The organism is Pseudovibrio sp. W64, assembly GCF_001623145.1.
Classification (GTDB): Bacteria; Pseudomonadota; Alphaproteobacteria; order Rhizobiales; family Stappiaceae; genus Pseudovibrio.
The window spans coordinates 63659-80019 of record NZ_LMCI01000030.1 but is presented as its reverse complement, the minus strand read 5'-3'; the positions used below and the strand labels follow the sequence as shown (position 1 = coordinate 80019).

At 50.5% G+C, this 16361-nt stretch carries 18 protein-coding genes; 7 read left to right on the top strand and 11 right to left on the bottom strand.

What is annotated here, in order from left to right; genetic code table 11:
• Positions 1-13 precede the first annotated feature (13 nt).
• Together PsW64_RS13225 and PsW64_RS13220 are read right to left on the bottom strand one after the other, a co-directional pair.
• On the bottom strand, positions 14-349 hold the full coding sequence (locus PsW64_RS13225; RefSeq protein ID WP_063303904.1) for a VOC family protein: 336 nt from the start codon (positions 347-349) through the stop codon (positions 14-16).
• On the bottom strand, positions 346-687 hold the full coding sequence (locus tag PsW64_RS13220) for a winged helix-turn-helix transcriptional regulator (RefSeq protein WP_063303903.1): 342 nt from the start codon (positions 685-687) through the stop codon (positions 346-348). Before PsW64_RS13220 ends, PsW64_RS13225 begins: the two co-directional genes overlap by 4 nt.
• Positions 688-769: 82 nt before the next feature.
• Between PsW64_RS13220 and PsW64_RS13215 the strand changes: the two genes are divergently transcribed.
• A complete protein-coding gene (locus PsW64_RS13215; RefSeq protein ID WP_063303902.1) occupies positions 770-1660 on the top strand; it encodes a DMT family transporter in 891 nt (296 codons plus the stop codon).
• 47 nt (positions 1661-1707) lie between these two features.
• Here PsW64_RS13215 and PsW64_RS13210 read toward each other — a convergent pair whose 3' ends face one another.
• From PsW64_RS13210 to PsW64_RS13200, 3 genes are all read right to left on the bottom strand, one after another.
• Positions 1708-3525, bottom strand: coding sequence for a hypothetical protein (locus PsW64_RS13210; RefSeq protein WP_063303901.1), 1818 nt, complete (start codon positions 3523-3525; stop codon positions 1708-1710).
• The gene (locus PsW64_RS13205) at positions 3522-4001 is read right to left on the bottom strand and encodes a type III secretion system chaperone (RefSeq protein ID WP_063303900.1); all 480 of its coding nucleotides are present in this window, start codon (positions 3999-4001) and stop codon (positions 3522-3524) included. Before PsW64_RS13205 ends, PsW64_RS13210 begins: the two co-directional genes overlap by 4 nt.
• A 200-nt stretch (positions 4002-4201) precedes the next feature.
• Positions 4202-5581, bottom strand: coding sequence for an MATE family efflux transporter (locus PsW64_RS13200; RefSeq protein ID WP_063303899.1), 1380 nt, complete (start codon positions 5579-5581; stop codon positions 4202-4204).
• Between the two features lie 305 nt (positions 5582-5886).
• On the opposite strand from PsW64_RS13200, the gene PsW64_RS13195 reads away from it, so the two are divergent.
• The gene (locus PsW64_RS13195) at positions 5887-6282 is read left to right on the top strand and encodes a VOC family protein (protein ID WP_063303898.1); all 396 of its coding nucleotides are present in this window, start codon (positions 5887-5889) and stop codon (positions 6280-6282) included.
• Between the two features lie 12 nt (positions 6283-6294).
• On the opposite strand, the gene PsW64_RS13190 is transcribed toward PsW64_RS13195, so the two are convergent.
• Positions 6295-7218 (bottom strand): NAD-dependent epimerase/dehydratase family protein, encoded by a 924-nt coding sequence (locus PsW64_RS13190; RefSeq protein ID WP_082831106.1) that lies wholly within the window; start codon positions 7216-7218, stop codon positions 6295-6297.
• A 189-nt stretch (positions 7219-7407) separates the two neighbouring features.
• Between PsW64_RS13190 and leuB the strand changes: the two genes are divergently transcribed.
• A complete protein-coding gene (leuB, locus tag PsW64_RS13185) occupies positions 7408-8529 on the top strand; it encodes a 3-isopropylmalate dehydrogenase (RefSeq protein WP_063291788.1) in 1122 nt (373 codons plus the stop codon).
• A gap of 62 nt (positions 8530-8591) precedes the next feature.
• On the opposite strand, the gene PsW64_RS13180 is transcribed toward leuB, so the two are convergent.
• Positions 8592-9716 carry a linear amide C-N hydrolase gene (locus tag PsW64_RS13180; protein WP_063303897.1) on the bottom strand — a complete coding sequence of 375 codons (1125 nt, stop codon included), beginning with the start codon at positions 9714-9716 and terminating at the stop codon, positions 8592-8594.
• 217 nt (positions 9717-9933) lie between these two features.
• Between PsW64_RS13180 and PsW64_RS13175 the strand changes: the two genes are divergently transcribed.
• Positions 9934-10350: a hypothetical protein gene (locus PsW64_RS13175; protein WP_063290359.1), complete on the top strand. Its 417-nt coding sequence runs from the start codon at positions 9934-9936 to the stop codon at positions 10348-10350.
• Positions 10351-10423: 73 nt separating this feature from the next.
• Positions 10424-10918: a hypothetical protein gene (locus PsW64_RS13170; protein ID WP_063303896.1), complete on the top strand. Its 495-nt coding sequence runs from the start codon at positions 10424-10426 to the stop codon at positions 10916-10918.
• Positions 10919-10936: 18 nt separating this feature from the next.
• On the opposite strand, the gene PsW64_RS13165 is transcribed toward PsW64_RS13170, so the two are convergent.
• The 3 genes from PsW64_RS13165 to PsW64_RS13155 all read right to left on the bottom strand — a co-directional run bounded on the left by PsW64_RS13165 (position 10937) and on the right by PsW64_RS13155 (position 12975).
• Positions 10937-11446, bottom strand: coding sequence for a GNAT family N-acetyltransferase (locus PsW64_RS13165; RefSeq protein WP_063303895.1), 510 nt, complete (start codon positions 11444-11446; stop codon positions 10937-10939).
• A gap of 70 nt (positions 11447-11516) precedes the next feature.
• Positions 11517-12014 carry a hypothetical protein gene (locus PsW64_RS13160; protein WP_208980767.1) on the bottom strand — a complete coding sequence of 166 codons (498 nt, stop codon included), beginning with the start codon at positions 12012-12014 and terminating at the stop codon, positions 11517-11519.
• 199 nt (positions 12015-12213) lie between these two features.
• Positions 12214-12975: a L,D-transpeptidase family protein gene (locus tag PsW64_RS13155; protein WP_153042372.1), complete on the bottom strand. Its 762-nt coding sequence runs from the start codon at positions 12973-12975 to the stop codon at positions 12214-12216.
• Positions 12976-13038: 63 nt separating this feature from the next.
• Here PsW64_RS13155 and PsW64_RS13150 point away from each other — a divergent pair, with 63 nt between their 5' ends.
• Complete coding sequence (locus PsW64_RS13150; RefSeq protein WP_063303893.1) at positions 13039-13749, top strand: 2-phosphosulfolactate phosphatase; 711 nt, start codon at positions 13039-13041, stop codon at positions 13747-13749.
• Positions 13750-13793: 44 nt separating this feature from the next.
• On the opposite strand, the gene PsW64_RS13145 is transcribed toward PsW64_RS13150, so the two are convergent.
• Positions 13794-14498 carry a DUF7424 family protein gene (locus PsW64_RS13145; protein WP_057465111.1) on the bottom strand — a complete coding sequence of 235 codons (705 nt, stop codon included), beginning with the start codon at positions 14496-14498 and terminating at the stop codon, positions 13794-13796.
• 612 nt (positions 14499-15110) lie between these two features.
• On the opposite strand from PsW64_RS13145, the gene PsW64_RS13140 reads away from it, so the two are divergent.
• Positions 15111-16148: an aspartate-semialdehyde dehydrogenase gene (locus PsW64_RS13140; RefSeq protein WP_057465112.1), complete on the top strand. Its 1038-nt coding sequence runs from the start codon at positions 15111-15113 to the stop codon at positions 16146-16148.
• The last annotated feature ends 213 nt before the right edge of the window (positions 16149-16361 follow it).

The window sequence follows — 16361 nt, the reverse complement described above, 5'->3', positions numbered from 1 at the left end:
TGTGAGCGCTGGGCTAGATGTCTTCCTTGCAGATGGTACGATCAACTTCCATCAGCTCAACAGGTGCCCCATTTACCTCGATAAAGGCCACGGTTAGTCCGTCGATGGGGGAGTTGGGTTCTATGATAACCTTCTGGTCTTTCAGCGCCTCTTCCAAATCGTCAACTTCAAAAGCCACGTGTGCCACTGTCTTCACGATCTCAGGGTAGGGCGCATCTTCGTCATAGCGTTGCCACTGGATGCCGAAGGGATTGTTTTTGTGGTCGCTGACGGTCATGTGCAGGTGAGGCAGCGGAATCTCTTCCTCGAAGTATCCCTTGGTTGGAATGCCGATATGGTTGAATTTCATTGGTCATCTTTCAGTTTGGCTGCATGGGACCATGTTTGAGACCAGTGGCCTAAGGGTTGCAGGTAGGTGAACAGGTCTTCGCCTTCTGCTGTCAGTTCGTAGCCGTTTTCTCCATTCATGACGATCCCGCATTCTCGTAGTTCTTTCAAACGGGTATTGAGCACAGTGGGTGAGACTGAGTCGCAATTGGACTGGAGAGTGCGGAAGGTTTGCGGGCCGGTTGAAAGGTTCCAGATGATGCCAAGAGCCCATCGTCTGCCCAGCAAATCAAAGAGAACCATGATTGGTTTGCCGGATTTTGAGCCGCGAACCGGGGTTCCTGCCTTAGGTATTTTCACAGATATAGGGCTTTCTTTTTTGCTAGGTTTGTTATAGCGATATGTTGCTACAGATATTGTAGCATATTTGGAGAGTTTTGCTATGGTTGTTTTCGCGGTGTCGTCTGCTCTGGCGGCATCATTAGGGTGGGCATGTGGATCAATGTTGGCCCACCGACCGCTACAACGTGTTGGCGTTTTTGAATTTACGCGCATTCAACTGCTAACATCCGGCGCTATCCTGTGTGTGCTTTGCTCTGTGTTGGGGTACTGGCAAACAGTTGATTGGAGCCAATGGCCTTCCTTCGTGGTGAGCGTTTTTGTCAGCGTGATTATTGGAAACCTGGCTTTGATGGCGTGTTTGCGCCGAGCTGGGCCGCGGCAAACAGAGTTGTTGCTCTCTCTCAAAACGCCGATCGTTGCTGTGCTTGCCTTCGCGTTTCTTGGTGAGGAGCTGAGCTTTACAGAAATTGTTGGCATCGCAATCGCTCTGTTCGGCATTTGCCTGGCGATTTTGTTTGGAAGTTCTGATCAGGAAACAGAAGCTACTCGCCGCAGTGGCGGGTTGGTTGTGATTGTGTTGCTGGCGCTTGTTGCAGCTGCTTCGCAAGGGATTGGAATGCTTGTCCTGAAACCATTGCTTGTTTCTGGGACCGAGCCTCTGGCAGCTTCAGCTGTGCGGGTTACCGGCGCTGCGTTTATTGTGGCGCTGGTTGGATTGATGCCTGTCTCTGCGGTTCAGGCCTCAACAGAGATGAGCTGGATGCTGTTGTTTCGCGTCGTGCTGCCCGGGTTCATTGGATATGGCATATCTGTTTCGCTGCTGCTTTATGCCTACGCTCATTATGATGCAGCTGTTGCCAGCATTCTTGGCTCTCTGTCGCCTGTCTTTATTCTGCCATTGCTCTGGATGCGAACAGGAAACATGCCAAGACCTCTGGCCTGGGGTGGTGCGCTGCTATCGCTTGGCGGAACAGCAGTGATTTTGCTGTAACAGGACTGGTGCCAGCAGTTGGATATTTGCTGGCACGCTTTGCTAGATCAGAAGTCGAGCTGAAGATTGTGCTTCTTGAAGATGCTGTCGAAGTGTTTCACGAGTCCGTTTGCAACATCAGCTGTTTGCTCAGGCTGCTCATCTGGCAAGGAAAACTCATCTAAGACCAAGTTTTTTTCTTCCATGAATTCTTCTTCAGACATCTGGTCGGCTTCAGGCAGGCTCAAAGCGTCCAAAACTGGGTTAAACAGTTGTTTGAAAGGCCCCTCAAGCGTGGCAATTAGCTCTGCATGATGTGCTTGAGCTTCAGCTTTGCTTCGACCAACTTGTTGTACCCGTACTTCTAGTAGTTTCAATGAGACTTCTGAAACTCGCTGGATACCTGCACCAATCAGTTGGAGATTAAGGCGAAGTTTGTCTGAGTAGAAAGCCTCGTTCAACTTGGTTTTCATTTCTGGGTGGTCATTGAATATTTTCGTAAAATGGCGTGCTGAAGAAGACTTATTTGTATCTCCTCCAAAGGCGCTCGCATTTTTTGAGTATTCTGCGGCATAAGCGAGTGTCGACTCGACATCGAGGTTTTCAGAGGCAAGTTGCTCAACAAAGCCCTTGATTGTGTAGTTGGTTGCATTTGCAGATTCAATTTGCCTACCCAGTTCGGTGACTGCTGCGTTGAGGATGCCTCCTTGCTCCTCAAAATGATTGCCTACCTTCAATTGCTCGACAATTTCCTGAGCAGCGAGACTAGGTAGCCATTTTTGTGCAGCGCTGATTTCTTTGGGTGTTCCCTCAGGAACAAATGGAGTGATTTGTGCGCTAAACTCATCTGTTTGGGCGATTTCACTCAGTGTTGATTTTAATACGCCCTGAACAGCGCAGTTGGTGATTGTCTTTTTGACAATCGCCTCGATCTGGTCAGTAAGGTCGTTCGTGCCTTCTGGGCCAGACCATGTTTTGAACTCGCCGTTCAATACCGATGCGATTAATCCAAATGCGCTTGGGGCCACCTTCTCAGCAGGCAAGTCCAATTCAGCGAAGACCTGCTTAAGGGCTGTTCCGCCTGCGCTTGCTGATTGAAGCGCTTCGATGGCGCGAAGCTGGTTGTTTACGGCCTGTTGAATGTGTTCATCCTTCAAGCTGCTGCGAATAGAAGAGTTTGATTTGTCTGATCTGGATTGATTTTCCAGTTTGCCTTGAACGTTTTCCTGCAGTTTTGTGATCTGCTCAGGGGAGACATTGTCCCAGTCGATCTGGATGCCAGCCTCTGAAGCAGCTGCTGCCAGGTATTCACGGTCGCCCAGTTTCTCGATGTGCTGAGTGATGCTGGCGTCTATTGCTTCCAAATTCTTCGCAACATCCACTGCAATCTGTGAGACAATTGGCTTTATTTGCTCAGGATCGGTTCCGGCATTTGCAAACTCGCTTGAGCCTTCCAGCAATTTGGTGACATTGGCTGCTACCTCTGCACCATGCGTTTTGGTGACGCTTGTGAGGATAGCCGCTTGTGTCGTTACATTGAGCTCTTCGGCTTTATTTTCCTGAGTTGTGAGTGCGAACTCAACTGTGTCCAGTACCTGTGCTTTGGTCAAGCTGTGGGCTTTCCCATCACCTGGCGCGAAAGCCTTGTAAGCGGCTTCACCGACGTCTTTGCCGAATTCTGTTTTTAATGCTTCCTGAAAACGGGTCTGGTCTGCAGATTTCTGGCCATCTCCAGTGATATGGAGCTTGGCCCAGGAAAGCACTTTTCCGCCAACCGATGTATGAGAAGTGCGTTGTGTAACGGTCTCTTGCGTGGTGTGCAGTTTGTCCAGACCGTTGTCGAATTGGGCTGCAGTTACAAAACTAGAGAGTTCAATGGTGCTCATACTCTTGCTCCAAAATCTGCGAAGTTATCGGTCTGGCAGGGGTTGGCGTGGCTTGGGTTATCCCAATTCGGGCTGAGCCCTTCTGGATTCTTGAGACGCTCGTGCCAGGAGGCAGCTGTGCGGATGAACATGTCCAGCTTGTTGTGCAGGGCAAAGGAGGATCTGTCGGAGATTGTCACCACCATGGAGAGGTTTATGCAGCTTGCTTTTGGGCTGATGTTAAACGCCATGGCATGACTGTCTGCAAACACGCAATTTGCCTGCATCAAAGCCTGAAGGACATGCGGGTTGCTGGTGTCGCGCTTGCTGACAACTGCATTGAAAAGGAGAGTCTGGCTTTCATCTCGCCAGACAATGCTCATGGTGAGGTCCTGATCAAGACCGAGGAAAATCTGGTCGTCTTCGTTCAGGGAGAAGTTGTCAAAGCCAATTCTGTTGCCGAGTTCGATCAGCAGTGCGTTTACTAAATCAGTCATGCAGTCTCGCGCGCCTCACCATAGAACGTGTATGCCGTTGATGCTGTTTCTTGCAATAAAGACGGTTCGTCTGTTGCAAGTGGATGCATCCATGAGACTAGATTTAGCGAGGGTGAGGAAAGGCTGCTGTCTTGTTTGGTACAGGTTGCCGACAAACTTGTGCCCCTCGCATATCGTAAAGAGTATGCGAGGGGTGTTGGTTATGTGTTTGCGAGAACTGTGGTCGGAGTCGCTGCTCGTTTATGAGCCAGCACGACGACAAAGGTGAGGCCCAGTAGCAGAACTTCTGAGAACACACTGGCGTACCAAATACCGGCTTCTCCCATTGCATAGGGCAGGATGAGGGTAAGCGGGACTGCGAACAGGTAGGTTTTAGCCAGCATCAGAATGCCTGCGCGGGCGGCATCGCCGATCGCCTGAAAGAATGTGCCCACCATCATCAACGGACCAGAGAGGAAGAACATCATGGAGACGATTGGTATGATGCGCTCTACGTCTGCGATTGTGGCTGCGTCATCGACAAAGATAGCGCCCAGCTGGGAGCTGAACAGGAAGTAGATTGCCTGAACACCGCCACAGTAGATGAGCGAGATTATGATCGCGATCTTCAAGGTTTGTGCGGTTCTGTCGTGCTTTTGGGCGCCGTAGTTGTTTCCTGAAATGGATTGTAGCGCCATGCTGAGACCCAGCAGAGGCAGGAACGTGAAGGTCATCATTCTGGTGATAATGCCATAGGCACCTGCGGTGACTTCATAGTTGCTTCCGGCCCAAAGCTGAATTGCAAACAGAGTGACGGCAGCAGCCAGTGAGACGCCCGTGTAGCCAAGGCTTTGGGGAACACCAAGGGCAATAAGAGACTTCCATTGGAAGCTCACTGGCCGCCAGTTCAGGAAGGAAAGTTCTCTGCGCTTGGATGTGTAATAGACGATCAACGCCACCAATGAGATCAGCTGTGCAGTCAATGTCCCATAGGCAGAGCCTGCTACGCCCCAGCCGAACTGAACTACATAGAGCCAATCGAAGAAGATGTTCAGGAACGCGGAGCTCAGGGTAATGACTGTCATGAGAGGCAGTAATCCCTCACAACGCAGCCTGTCGATGTTGATGGAAAGAACAAACCCCAGCGGCGAGCCCAAAATGAGGATCGCCATGTATTGATAGCCAATTCCAGCTAGCTCGTCAGAGCCGTTGGTCAGGAACAGGGCAAGTTGAAATCCTGCTATCAGAAACCCCAGAATGAGGATGCCGCAGACGATCAGGGCAAGGGCGATTGCGCTGTCGATGATCTTCTTTGCGATGCGGTGGTTGTTGGCGCCAAAGGCCCTTGCATAGATGCTGGCGAAGCCGTTGGACACGAGCGTGAACAGGGAAACCAGAATCATGAAGAGAGGGAACATGAGGGTGACGCCAGTCAGCGCTTGTGTACCCACATAGGTTCCCAGAAAATAGGCGTCGACGACGGTGTGTAAGCCATTGACCATCATGACAAGGCTGAGGGGTATTGCGGTTTTTGCAAAGAGAATAGGTATGGAGCCGGACAGAAAAATATTGTCCGGTTTGGAAGAAGAAACGTCAGACATCAAAACTGCTTTCAGTTCAGAAGCGGGAAAGTGCTGGAGCTCGCGTTGCCAGTAAACCGCTGAAATTATGCGGTTTGATGTAGAGAAGATGGAGCTTCACCAGAGCGGTATGCTTGCGAGCGGCGGGTGTCCGAACCACGCTGCGATCTTAGGTGGCGTGCATTGTTACTGCAAGTGGCCCAGCTCAATTGAGCAAGATTTGTGAACTGGTAAAGGGCAGTTCGGATATGTGTCATGTTGCGGTTGACGACGGTGGCTTGTGCGACCTACTCCTTTTGCAGTCAATTCTGCTGAGAGGTCCTTCCATGGCAAAAGCAATTCACATGATGATCCGGGTTCTGGATGAAGAGCGTTCGCTTACGTTTTATCGTAGGGCGTTTGGTCTGGAAGTTGCCGAGCGGCTGGATTTTGACAGCTTTACGCTGGTTTATCTGCGCAATGCGGAGAATGATTTTGAGGTTGAGCTCACAGTCAACAAAGACCGCAGCGAGCCATACTCATTAGGTGACGGGTACGGGCACATCGCGTTCTGTGTGGATGGGCTGGCTGCTGAACATAAGCGTTTTCAGGAGGAAGGGCTTGCTCCTGAGGACATCAAAGAGTTTTTCGTGGAAGGTACTCTGCTGGCACGGTTCTTCTTTGTGACTGATCCCGATGGATATCGAATCGAGATGTTGGAGCGGCACGGGCGATACCAGTAGCCGCTTCCCAACTTAGTACTCGATCGCCTTTTCAGCCAGTGTAGGAGGGGAGCTTTTGGCGAGCTCCTCTTTGCTGTGGCTTTTGAAGGTGTGCGTGAAGCCATCACGTAGTTTGTAATGCGGTTGCCAGTCGAAGTTTTCCAGATATCTGGTCACATCGAGTGCGCAATCGTAATCGCGGAAGGGGAAATACTCGCGGGCTGGGATGCTGGGCGCCATGTCATTGCCGTAGAGAATTTCTGGTTCGACCTCTGCAATATCGCAGAGCATCTTCACCCATTTTTCGATGGTGAGGATGTGCGGGTCAGCCAGATTGATAGCTTCGGTCGGCATGGCATGCATAGCCAGCAGATAGAGGATGAAGCTTGCGAGATCTTCTTCGTGCAAAAACTGCAGTTTAGTCTGGCCATCACCGGGCAGGATGATCGGGCGTTCTGTTAAAGCACGCGCCCAGACAAATTGCTCTCGGTCGATATCATTGTTGGGGCCATATAGATAAGGCGGGCGGATGGCGACGGCTGGTGTGTGTTCCTGATTTAGCAGGAAGTGGTCTGCTTCAGATTTATCTCTGCCATAAACACCCCAAACGGAAGCTCCGCCGATCGGGTCTTTCTCGCTCGGTAAGTGCCCTTTGGTTTCTTTGTAAACCGCTGCGCTGGAGAGATGAATCCACTTTTTGGCATGAATGCCGAAGGTGTTGAATGCGACCCTCGACTGCTCTCGCGTATAAGCGCTTGTATCGATTACCGCTTCGAATTTATCAGTGATCTGCTGCATGGCAAAAGGATCGTTTCTGTCTGCAACCAACTGCTTGGTTCCCGGAACCGGGCGTGTGCCTCTGTTGAGCAGGGTTACATTATATCCCTTCGAAAGTAAGGCCGGGATGAGAGATGCGCCCACAAAGCCCGATCCACCTATGACTAACAAGTTATGCATATTTTGCAGTGCCTTAGAACTGTCCACTCTCAGTTTGAAAAATCTAGCATAGTGGGATTAAAGAAACCTGTCTGTGTGGCAATAGTTGAGGACCCATCCATTTTCGTTGAAATATTGAACCTTGCAATGAGTGAGGCGAGGCGGCACAAATGGTCAACTTCAATTTGCAGAAAACGGGGATATTGACCCATGGCATCCAACAAGCTCCTGCTTCTTCCTGGTGATGGAATTGGTCCTGAAATCATGGAGGAGGTGAAAAAGGTTATCGCCTGGCTCAACGAGCAGGGCGAAGATACTTACGAGTATGACGAAGGCCTTGTTGGTGGCAGTGCCTACGATGCACACGGCGTTTCCATCTCTGAAGAAGATATGGCGAAAGCACAGGCAGCTGATGCTGTTATTTTCGGTGCTGTTGGCGGTCCTAAATGGGATGACGTTCCTTATGAGGTTCGCCCGGAAGCTGGCCTGCTGCGTCTTCGTAAAGACCTTGGCCTGTTTGCAAACCTTCGCCCTGCGATTTGCTATCCAGCGCTGGCTGATGCGTCTTCTTTGAAGCCGGACGTCATTGAAGGATTGGATATTCTGATCGTTCGCGAACTGACTGGTGGTGTTTACTTCGGTGAGCCGAAAGAGATCATCGATCTGGACAACGGCCAGAAGCGCGGTATCGACACGCAGGTTTACGACAGCTACGAAATTGAGCGTATTGCTGGCGTTGCATTTGATCTTGCGCGCACCCGTGACAACAAAGTTTGCTCCATGGAAAAGCGCAATGTGATGAAATCCGGCGTGCTTTGGAACGAAGTTGTGACTGCCACACACAAAGCAAATTACGCAGATGTTGAGCTGGACCACATGCTGGCAGACGCTGGCGGCATGCAGCTGGTGCGTTGGCCAAAGCAGTTTGACGTTATTGTAACCGACAACCTGTTTGGTGACATGCTGTCTGATGTTGCGGCGATGCTGACTGGTTCTCTGGGTATGCTGCCGTCTGCTTCTCTTGGTGCGCCTGATGACGCAACCGGCAAGCGCAAAGCCCTCTATGAGCCAGTGCACGGTTCTGCTCCTGACATCTCTGGCACAGGTGCTGCTAACCCAATTGCAATGATCGCAAGTTTTGCAATGGCGCTGCGCTACTCCTTCCAGAAGATTGCAGAGGCCGACATGGTTGAAAAAGCAATCTCCAACGCACTGGACAAAGGTCTGCGCACAAAAGACATCGCGAAGGATGGTGAAGCAACCATCACCACCGCACAGATGGGTGATGCCATTGTTGCCGAGCTGACTGCTCTTGCAGGTGTTTCAGCATAAGCTGGCAGTTCAGAGTTTAGAGATTTAAAACAGGGCTTCCGTTGGTTCGGGAGCCCTGTTTTTTATTGCATAGGTGGAAGCAGCGGCTGTGTGGGTTTGGGACTTGGCAGATTCACGAACTGTATCTGTGACCCTGTGACATCGAAGTCTTCAAAACTCACGCCATGCAGCGTTGGGTTCTCGTAGGTTTTGATGAAGTACTTTCTGTTTTCAATGTCAGCAATGGTCGACCACTGGGTGTAGTCGTTGGCTTCTTGTTCCTGCTCAACTGGCGAAATTGCAGGCCTTACAAACCCTTTTGGAATGTCGAAGTTGTTGAGCACGTGCTCCATAGTGACAAGCCGGTTCTTGTTTAGCTCAGCAGCATCAATGGTGGAGATTAAACCCAGAGCGCGGATAAACCGGGAAGGTGGAGTTGGGTCACCCGGGATGCCAAGCAAGCCAGAACCCTGACCGAAGGGGGTTAGTTCCTGTCCCATGATCTCAGTAGAGCCAATGTTGAATGGAGAGAGGAACAGGTAGTTGCGGATGTTCTGGACATGCCACTCGAAGTCTGGCGAGTTGGTGAGCACGGTGTAAGGATTGTCGTAGACTTTCAACTCGCCATTTATGGGCTCTATGACGATGGAAAAGCCAGCTGCATCATGCAGGGTGTAGTGAAGCGGCGGGATCTCATCCATGCTCTCGTAGAAGGTTCCGACTAATGAGACCTGATCCAGATTGACTTTGATTTCTTCGACTGTTTTGAAGGTTGAAAGCATCCAGACGAGGAAGTCTATCTGATTGATTTCCTTGGTGCGCTGCGCTTCATCATCTGACGGGTTTTTGTAGGCTGCAGAGCCGGGGAAGTAGAGGGCGCCGCCGGACAGACCGTATTCGTTCATGCCATCAACCAAGGCGGGGCTGTCGAAGATGCTGGCGCCAATCACAGCAATTTTGCCGGTCCAGCTGTGGCCCGCTTCATCATTGATTTGAGATTGGAACTTGTAACCGCGTGGGATGAGCCCAATTTTAGTGGGGATCTGCTTGCCGAATTCCATCGTGCGGCCATACGTTTTGATGTTGTCGACGGTGGACAGGACGAAGCTGGTGCAGGCATTTGCGGCTATTGGCTGAAGAACAAAAGCGAGTAGGGCTAAGCTGATCTTGAACAAGGCAATCGGGTGGATGGCAAAGCGCTTGAGCATGAGGCCTCCGGAGTGAGTTCTTTTGCTTGTGATTGTCAGCGAAGAGCACAAAAGTTCCGTTAGATGTGCCTGCTGCTTTAAGATTGGTTTTTTGGAAGTTTGGCGACTGGATGTTAATCACGGGAGTTAGCCGTGTGATTTGGTTGCGCGAAAAACCCCTGTGCGGCATAAGCCTGAGCCAAGACAAATTTTGAGAAGCATTGCTGAAAGACAGAGCATGGATGAACGTTTAAGACCCTTCCTCGGAACCTGGATTCTGGATCCTGACGCCTCAAACTATGAGCAGGGTTCTGTGCCTTGGGGTGGCAGTTTGAAAATTGTCGAGAAGAATGGCGAGATCGGTTTCTTCATGAAAACCGTTGAAGGCGAGGGCGAGACCGTTGAGGCCAACTTCTCAGGCATTCCTGATGGGGAAGATCGCCCTATGCCGCAAAACCCGTTTGCGGATACGCTTTCCCTCTCTTTGAACACGGATGGTGATCTGGTTTCTGAAGCAAAGCGCGGCGGCCTTAGCATTATGGTTGCCAAGCGCGAGCTGAATGAAGACGGCTCTCAGCTCACGGTTTATCAAACTGTACACCTGTTGGATGCCGGTTCGTTTACCAACGAAGCGGTCTATATGAGAGCACAGTGAGTGGTTTAAACCTGCATTAGCTTGTCTTTGTTGAACTTGGTTGTGTGATTTAAAAACGTAACAGGACACAACCATGTTCAATCGAAACAGGCTCGCCGGAGCCTGCGCAATACTGGCGGTTTGTGGTGCATCGAGCGCCAATGCCCTGGTGTTTGATGGGATTCCTTACATGGATGACCGCAGCACACCCCAAGCGGTGGTTGAAAGCTATTATAATGCCATCAACCGCAAGGAGTATGTGCAGGCGTATAGCTACTTCAACACCCCACCTAAGAACTTTCAGGAGTGGAAGGAAGGGTTTCGAACAACGGAGTCTGTGCAGCTGCGCTATGGGCCTACCCAGCCAGATGCAGGCATGAGCCAGCTCTATTGGCCGCTTCCGGTAGCGATTGAAACGCACCTTTCCGACGGCACTTCGCAGGTTTATGCGGGCTGCTATGTTTTACATATGGTTGTGCCGGGTACGATTACCGATCCGCCTTACTCACCCATTGCGATTAACAAGGCTGAGTTGAAGCCAACGGATAAGCCTTTGAGCCGGGCCTTGCCCGACAAATGTGATGAGTAGCCGTAATTCTTCATCATATTAGCTTGCTGCGAAGGCCCCGGAATAAGCGAGGGTGCCTGTTGGTGTCTCTCCCTCAAAGGTATGCTGCATAAAGTACTGCGCTGGCACGCCGGGGAAGACGAGGTCTTCTGTTTGTTGAAAGCCGAAGCGGCTGTAATAGTCCGGCTCCCCAAGCAAAACGACACCTTTGGCACCAATCTGCTTGATTTGCTGCATTCCCTCCATGATCAGGGCGGAGCCAAAGCCCTTGCCCTGATGTTTCGGAGTAACAGCCACTGGGCCAAGGCCATACCAACCTTTGTCCACACCATCGATTGTTACAGGAGAGAAAGCGATATGGCCTACCATGCCGCCAGCTTGCCCTCCGATGAGTGACAGTGTCAGCTCACCGCTGGCACGCAATTGGTCGATGATCAGGTGCTCTGTTGGCTTTGCGCTGGGTTCATGGTGTGGGTGGTTTTCGAAAGCTGCATAAACGAGATTGCGGATTGCTTCGACATCAGATGGTAGCTCTGTGCGGATGATCATCGGTTTTGTCCGTTCTGTTTAGCTTAGCTTTTGTGCCACGAAGAATAGGAAAGCTCACTGACTTATCGGACTAGAGATACCCGAACATTCTCCCGCAGATCAGGACACCGAGCCAGCTGAACAGCGAGATGAAGCCAGCGGATTTGAAGCGGGAGATGGTTCCGCGGGAGTCGACTTGTGCCAGATAGCGCCACGGTTTGTTAAAGCGCAGGAACAATGCGTTGAGCAGGGCGAGTGTGAAAAAGCCTGACTTGGCCCAGAATATGGGCGCGTTGACGTATACTTGTGCTTTGACTGAAAGCAGGAAGATGCCAGTCGTGATCGCGATCAGGCCGCCCAGAAGGGCAATGCGGGTGAGGGGACGTGCAAGGTCGTACAATGGTATGGACCGCCACATGCCCATCATGCGCAGATCAAGCGGGACAAGGGAGCCGAATAGCATTGCTAATCCGACGATGTGGCCGGTGTTGATTGCCGGATAGACCCACCATGCATACTTGAAGACCTCTGGCAGCTGAGAGCGTTCGAGATCGGCAGCAAGTGCTTGCAATTGAGAAAGGAGGTCCATCATTATTCCGTTGTGACTTTTGATCGCTCTGTTCAAACTGAGTGCAGACGCGATGCCATGCAAGGATTGATTGGCCCACTTTTTCCGGTGCCCACGGTTTTATCATTTTGAGGTTGTTTATGGCTGACTTTGTGCATTTGGAATGGGGACGGAACGCAAGCAGTGATGGCTTTGCTGTGGCTGAAGGCGTTGGTAGCATTCATTGAAAGGCGTATGACCTTGCCGCAACTGAAACTCTCGGTGGGACGCCTCTATCATTGAAATGAGAATATCCTTCTCGCAAGTTTCTCCAGAAGGGTAACCAACGGCTGTTGGCATGGATAGCCATGTTGGTCTCTGTCATATGGAATGGGAAGATGTGAACGTCCACGGAAGCTTGACCACTTAGCAGGGCATTTTCGACCAGTAAGTAAATTTCCTCCATTCCTTTGTCAGTCATTGCATAACAACCTGCTGATAAGCAGTTGCCGTGAACCATTAGGAATGATCCAGTCCGACTATTAGATTTGTCAAAGGCGTTTGGGAAACCAAGATTGAATGCAAGGTGATTTACGCTTTTAGGATTTAGCTGACGTGTTGTTACTTGATAAAATCCTTCAGGCGCTTGCCTATCACCTTCTTTTAGTTTGGGTCCTAATCCTCCAGAAAACGAGCAAATATCGTAGGTTTTGAAGAGTTCATAATCACCGTTTTTTTGCTTCCAGACTTCTAACTGAGCCTCTTCTTTGAAAATACGAAGAAAAACAGGCTGTTTGAGGCTCAAATTCTTCTCTCTCAGTTCTGCTACAAGATATGGAGTGAGAGTCTTTCTTACGTCTTTGATGTTCGCTGATTTGGCAAACCAATAGGATTCTGACGAGAAGTAGGGCTGTGAGGAGTCATATCTAGTTACGATTGTGACTGATAGTACAGTGACGATGGCAACCATACTGATAGCGATCAGGTATTTAACGAAACGCATTGAGAAATCTTTCAAAAGAAATTTATAGAGAAACGAAAAAAATATATCACCTAGAGGTTGTTTATGGCTGACTTTGTGCATTTGGAATGGGGACGGAACGCAAGCAGTGATGGCTTTGCGGCGACTGTGATTGTTGATTGCCTGAGCTTCTCGACAGCGACTTCTGTTGCTTGTGGCAGGGGAGCGAGGGTGGTGCCCGTTGCTGACCGTGATGAGGGGAAAGCGCTGGCTGTTGAGATTGGCGGAGTTTGTGCCGGGAAGCGCCGGGAGGGTGGCTTCTCATTGTCTCCACCAACGCTCATGGGGCTCTCTGCTAGCGATGTGTTGGTCCTGCCCAGCCCCAACGGTGCGACGCTTTCTGCTTTGCCGAGAGAAGGGCGGGTGTTTGCTGCTGCACTTCGGAATGCAGCAGCGGTGGCGGCTTATCTTAAGGTGATTTCCGGCAAAGTCTTACTGGTTGCTGCGGGTGAGAAGTGGCCGGATCGCAGTTTGCGGCCTGCCTTCGAGGATCAACTGGCCTGCGGTGCACTCGCGCATATGCTGGACTGCCCGATGTCGCCAGAAGCCTCGATTGCTCGGGCGGGTTATCTTTCGTGTGCCGATGATTTGCTCGGTGCGCTAAAGGGCTGCGTGAGTGGGCAGGAACTGACACACCGAGGTTACACAGTTGATGTGGAGTGGGCAGCTGAACTGGATTCGGAAAGCTGCGTGCCTGAACTGCGGCAAATTGAGCTTGGCGGGCGCTTGGTGAATGCGTTTGGAGATGTGGTTTAGAGGCATCCATGGATGCCTCTAAAATCGGCTGATGAATGAAGCGTTTATTTTGGCTCGAAGTCGATTGTACCGATTACATCGGAGCCTTTTGTGAAGAGATATTGAGCACCAGCATCTGAAAGTTTTACCTTGATGTTAGCGCGTTTCGTCATCGCAAGATTTACTAAAACATTTCCGTATGGAGTTCCGTTTACGAAGAAGTTGCTGCCACTAAACGTGATTTTCTGGGGCATGTCATTATGAAGTTCGAGTGTGATTCCTGCCCCGTCTTTGGACATTTTTGAGCCAGGGAGTGCATTGTCGAGTTCTTTTGCAAAATAATCGTAGCTTGCGCCTTTGATGAACATGACCTTCTTTATATTTGGGATTTCTTGCTCGTAAGCCACGAGCAGCCCATATGCTCCCTTAAACTCGCTTGAGCCGATTTTGTCTTCCCATGAGCCGACATAAGCGGGCACGCTTGCACTAAATGTGACTGTACGATCGATGCCGTCTGGCGCTTTTGCGCAACCTTTGAACTCTGCGTTTTGAAATGAGCGTTGGACCGCTGGTTCGACCTTGCCGCGAATTTTCTCACAGTCGTCTTCTGAGAATGTTCCTTTGCCCACGAGCGTGACTGGAGCGAGGATTGGTTTGCCTTCTGTGTCTTTCGTCAAGTCACTCGCATATAGGCTAACTTCAGTCTCGTAGTTACACGCGGTTACAGTCAGGCCAATAATCAAGGCTGATAAAATCTTAGAGTACTTCATTGTTTTTTCTGCGTCGCCAGTTGTAGTTTAGATTTGCTCATGACTATGCAGCTCAAGAGCAAGCGATCCGGAAGATTAAATTGTGTTTAAAATATTATTAGTTGCTGCATGTGATGTGTGCAAGTAATGGTTGATGCGACTTTTAGGACAGCTCTAGATTACATTTGCGGCGCAGATAACGCTCATTTTTGAGATTATGTCAGTCTTACTTCGGTGATTGTTAAGTGTTTCTCTGAAAACTGGCTGAAATCCTTGGTTTCCCTGTGTGCTGGGGCGACAGATGATTGCGTACTTTAATTTGCGTGAGATATGCCTGTTGACAAATGATGTGGTTATAGGCAGTTTCTGCGCGATCAATTTTGAAGGTAGTGTTTAGCAGCATGATGTTTGCGATGACCAACATGAAGACAACCATGAAACGTGCGATGACCGCGCGCATGGCTTCTGTTGCGCTTAAAACGACTACCAAGACAATCACCACGAAAACGACAAAGACCACCGTCTAAGGTGCCTCTCTTTCCCGCGCTCTCCCCGGGACGGAGGGCGCCAGAGGGCTCACCGGGCGCAGTCAGCCTCCGGAAGCCAGCGGGGGAGACGAAGAGGACAAAACCAATGGGTTATAAGATTGCGATTGCAGGTGCTACCGGCAATGTGGGTGCGGAAATGCTGGATATTCTGGCAGAGCGTGGTTTCCCAGCTGATGAAGTGATTGCATTGGCATCTCGCCGCTCTCAGGGCAAAGAAATCTCCTTTGGTGACAAGACGCTGAAAGTTAAAGCGATGGAGAATTTTGATTTCTCCGATGTTGACATCTGTTTGATGTCTGCTGGCGGTACCATCGCGAAAGAGTGGGCTCCGAAGATTGCTGCCAAGGGCTGTGTTGTCATCGATAACTCTTCTGCATGGCGCTATGATCAGGATGTTCCGCTGATCGTGCCTGAAGTGAACGCAGATGATATTGTTGACTTCAAAAAGAAGAACATCATCGCGAACCCGAATTGCTCCACTGCACAGTTGGTTGTTGCTCTTAAGCCAATTCACGAAAAAGCTGGTATCAAGCGCCTCGTTGTCTCCACTTACCAGTCCGTTTCCGGTGGTGGCAAAGATGCGATGGACGAGTTGTTTAATCAGACCCGCGCTGTTTTCGTAAACGACCCGATTGAGCCTCAGCAGTTCACCAAACGCATTGCGTTTAATGTGATCCCGCATATCGATGAATTCATGGAAGATGGTTACACTAAGGAAGAGTGGAAGGTTCTTGCTGAGACCAAGAAGATGCTCGATCCAACCATCAAGGTAACCTGTACTGCTGTTCGCGTGCCTGTGTTTGTTGGTCATGCCGAGTCCGTGAACATGGAACTGGACAGCCCACTTTCTCCTGAAGAAGCTCAGGACCTGCTGCGCGAAGCGCCGGGTATTCTGGTTGTCGATAAGCGTGAAGACGGCGGCTATGTCACTCCTTACGAGTGTGCTGGCGAAGATGCGACTTACGTTTCCCGTATTCGTGAAGACGCGACCGTTGAGAACGGCCTGAACATGTGGGTTGTTTCCGATAACCTGCGTAAAGGCGCTGCGCTGAACACAGTTCAGATTGCTGAGGTTCTGGTGAACCGCGGCCTGATTAAGCCAAAAGCAGAAGCTGCTGCATAAGCTTTTCAGCTACTGATGAGATTAGGGAGGGCACCTTTTAGGGTGCCCTTTTTTGTTAGAGGTGAAAGAGTGTTACTGCTTCATTCGGAGAGAATGAGAATGCTCTGGTCACAAAACTTATCCCCCTCCTCAATTCCTTCGATACTCTGTGTCTATGCCTACGTAGCGGGCTGCTGGCGGAGCGACCGTCAGTTTGTCGTAGGTTGGGTTGGG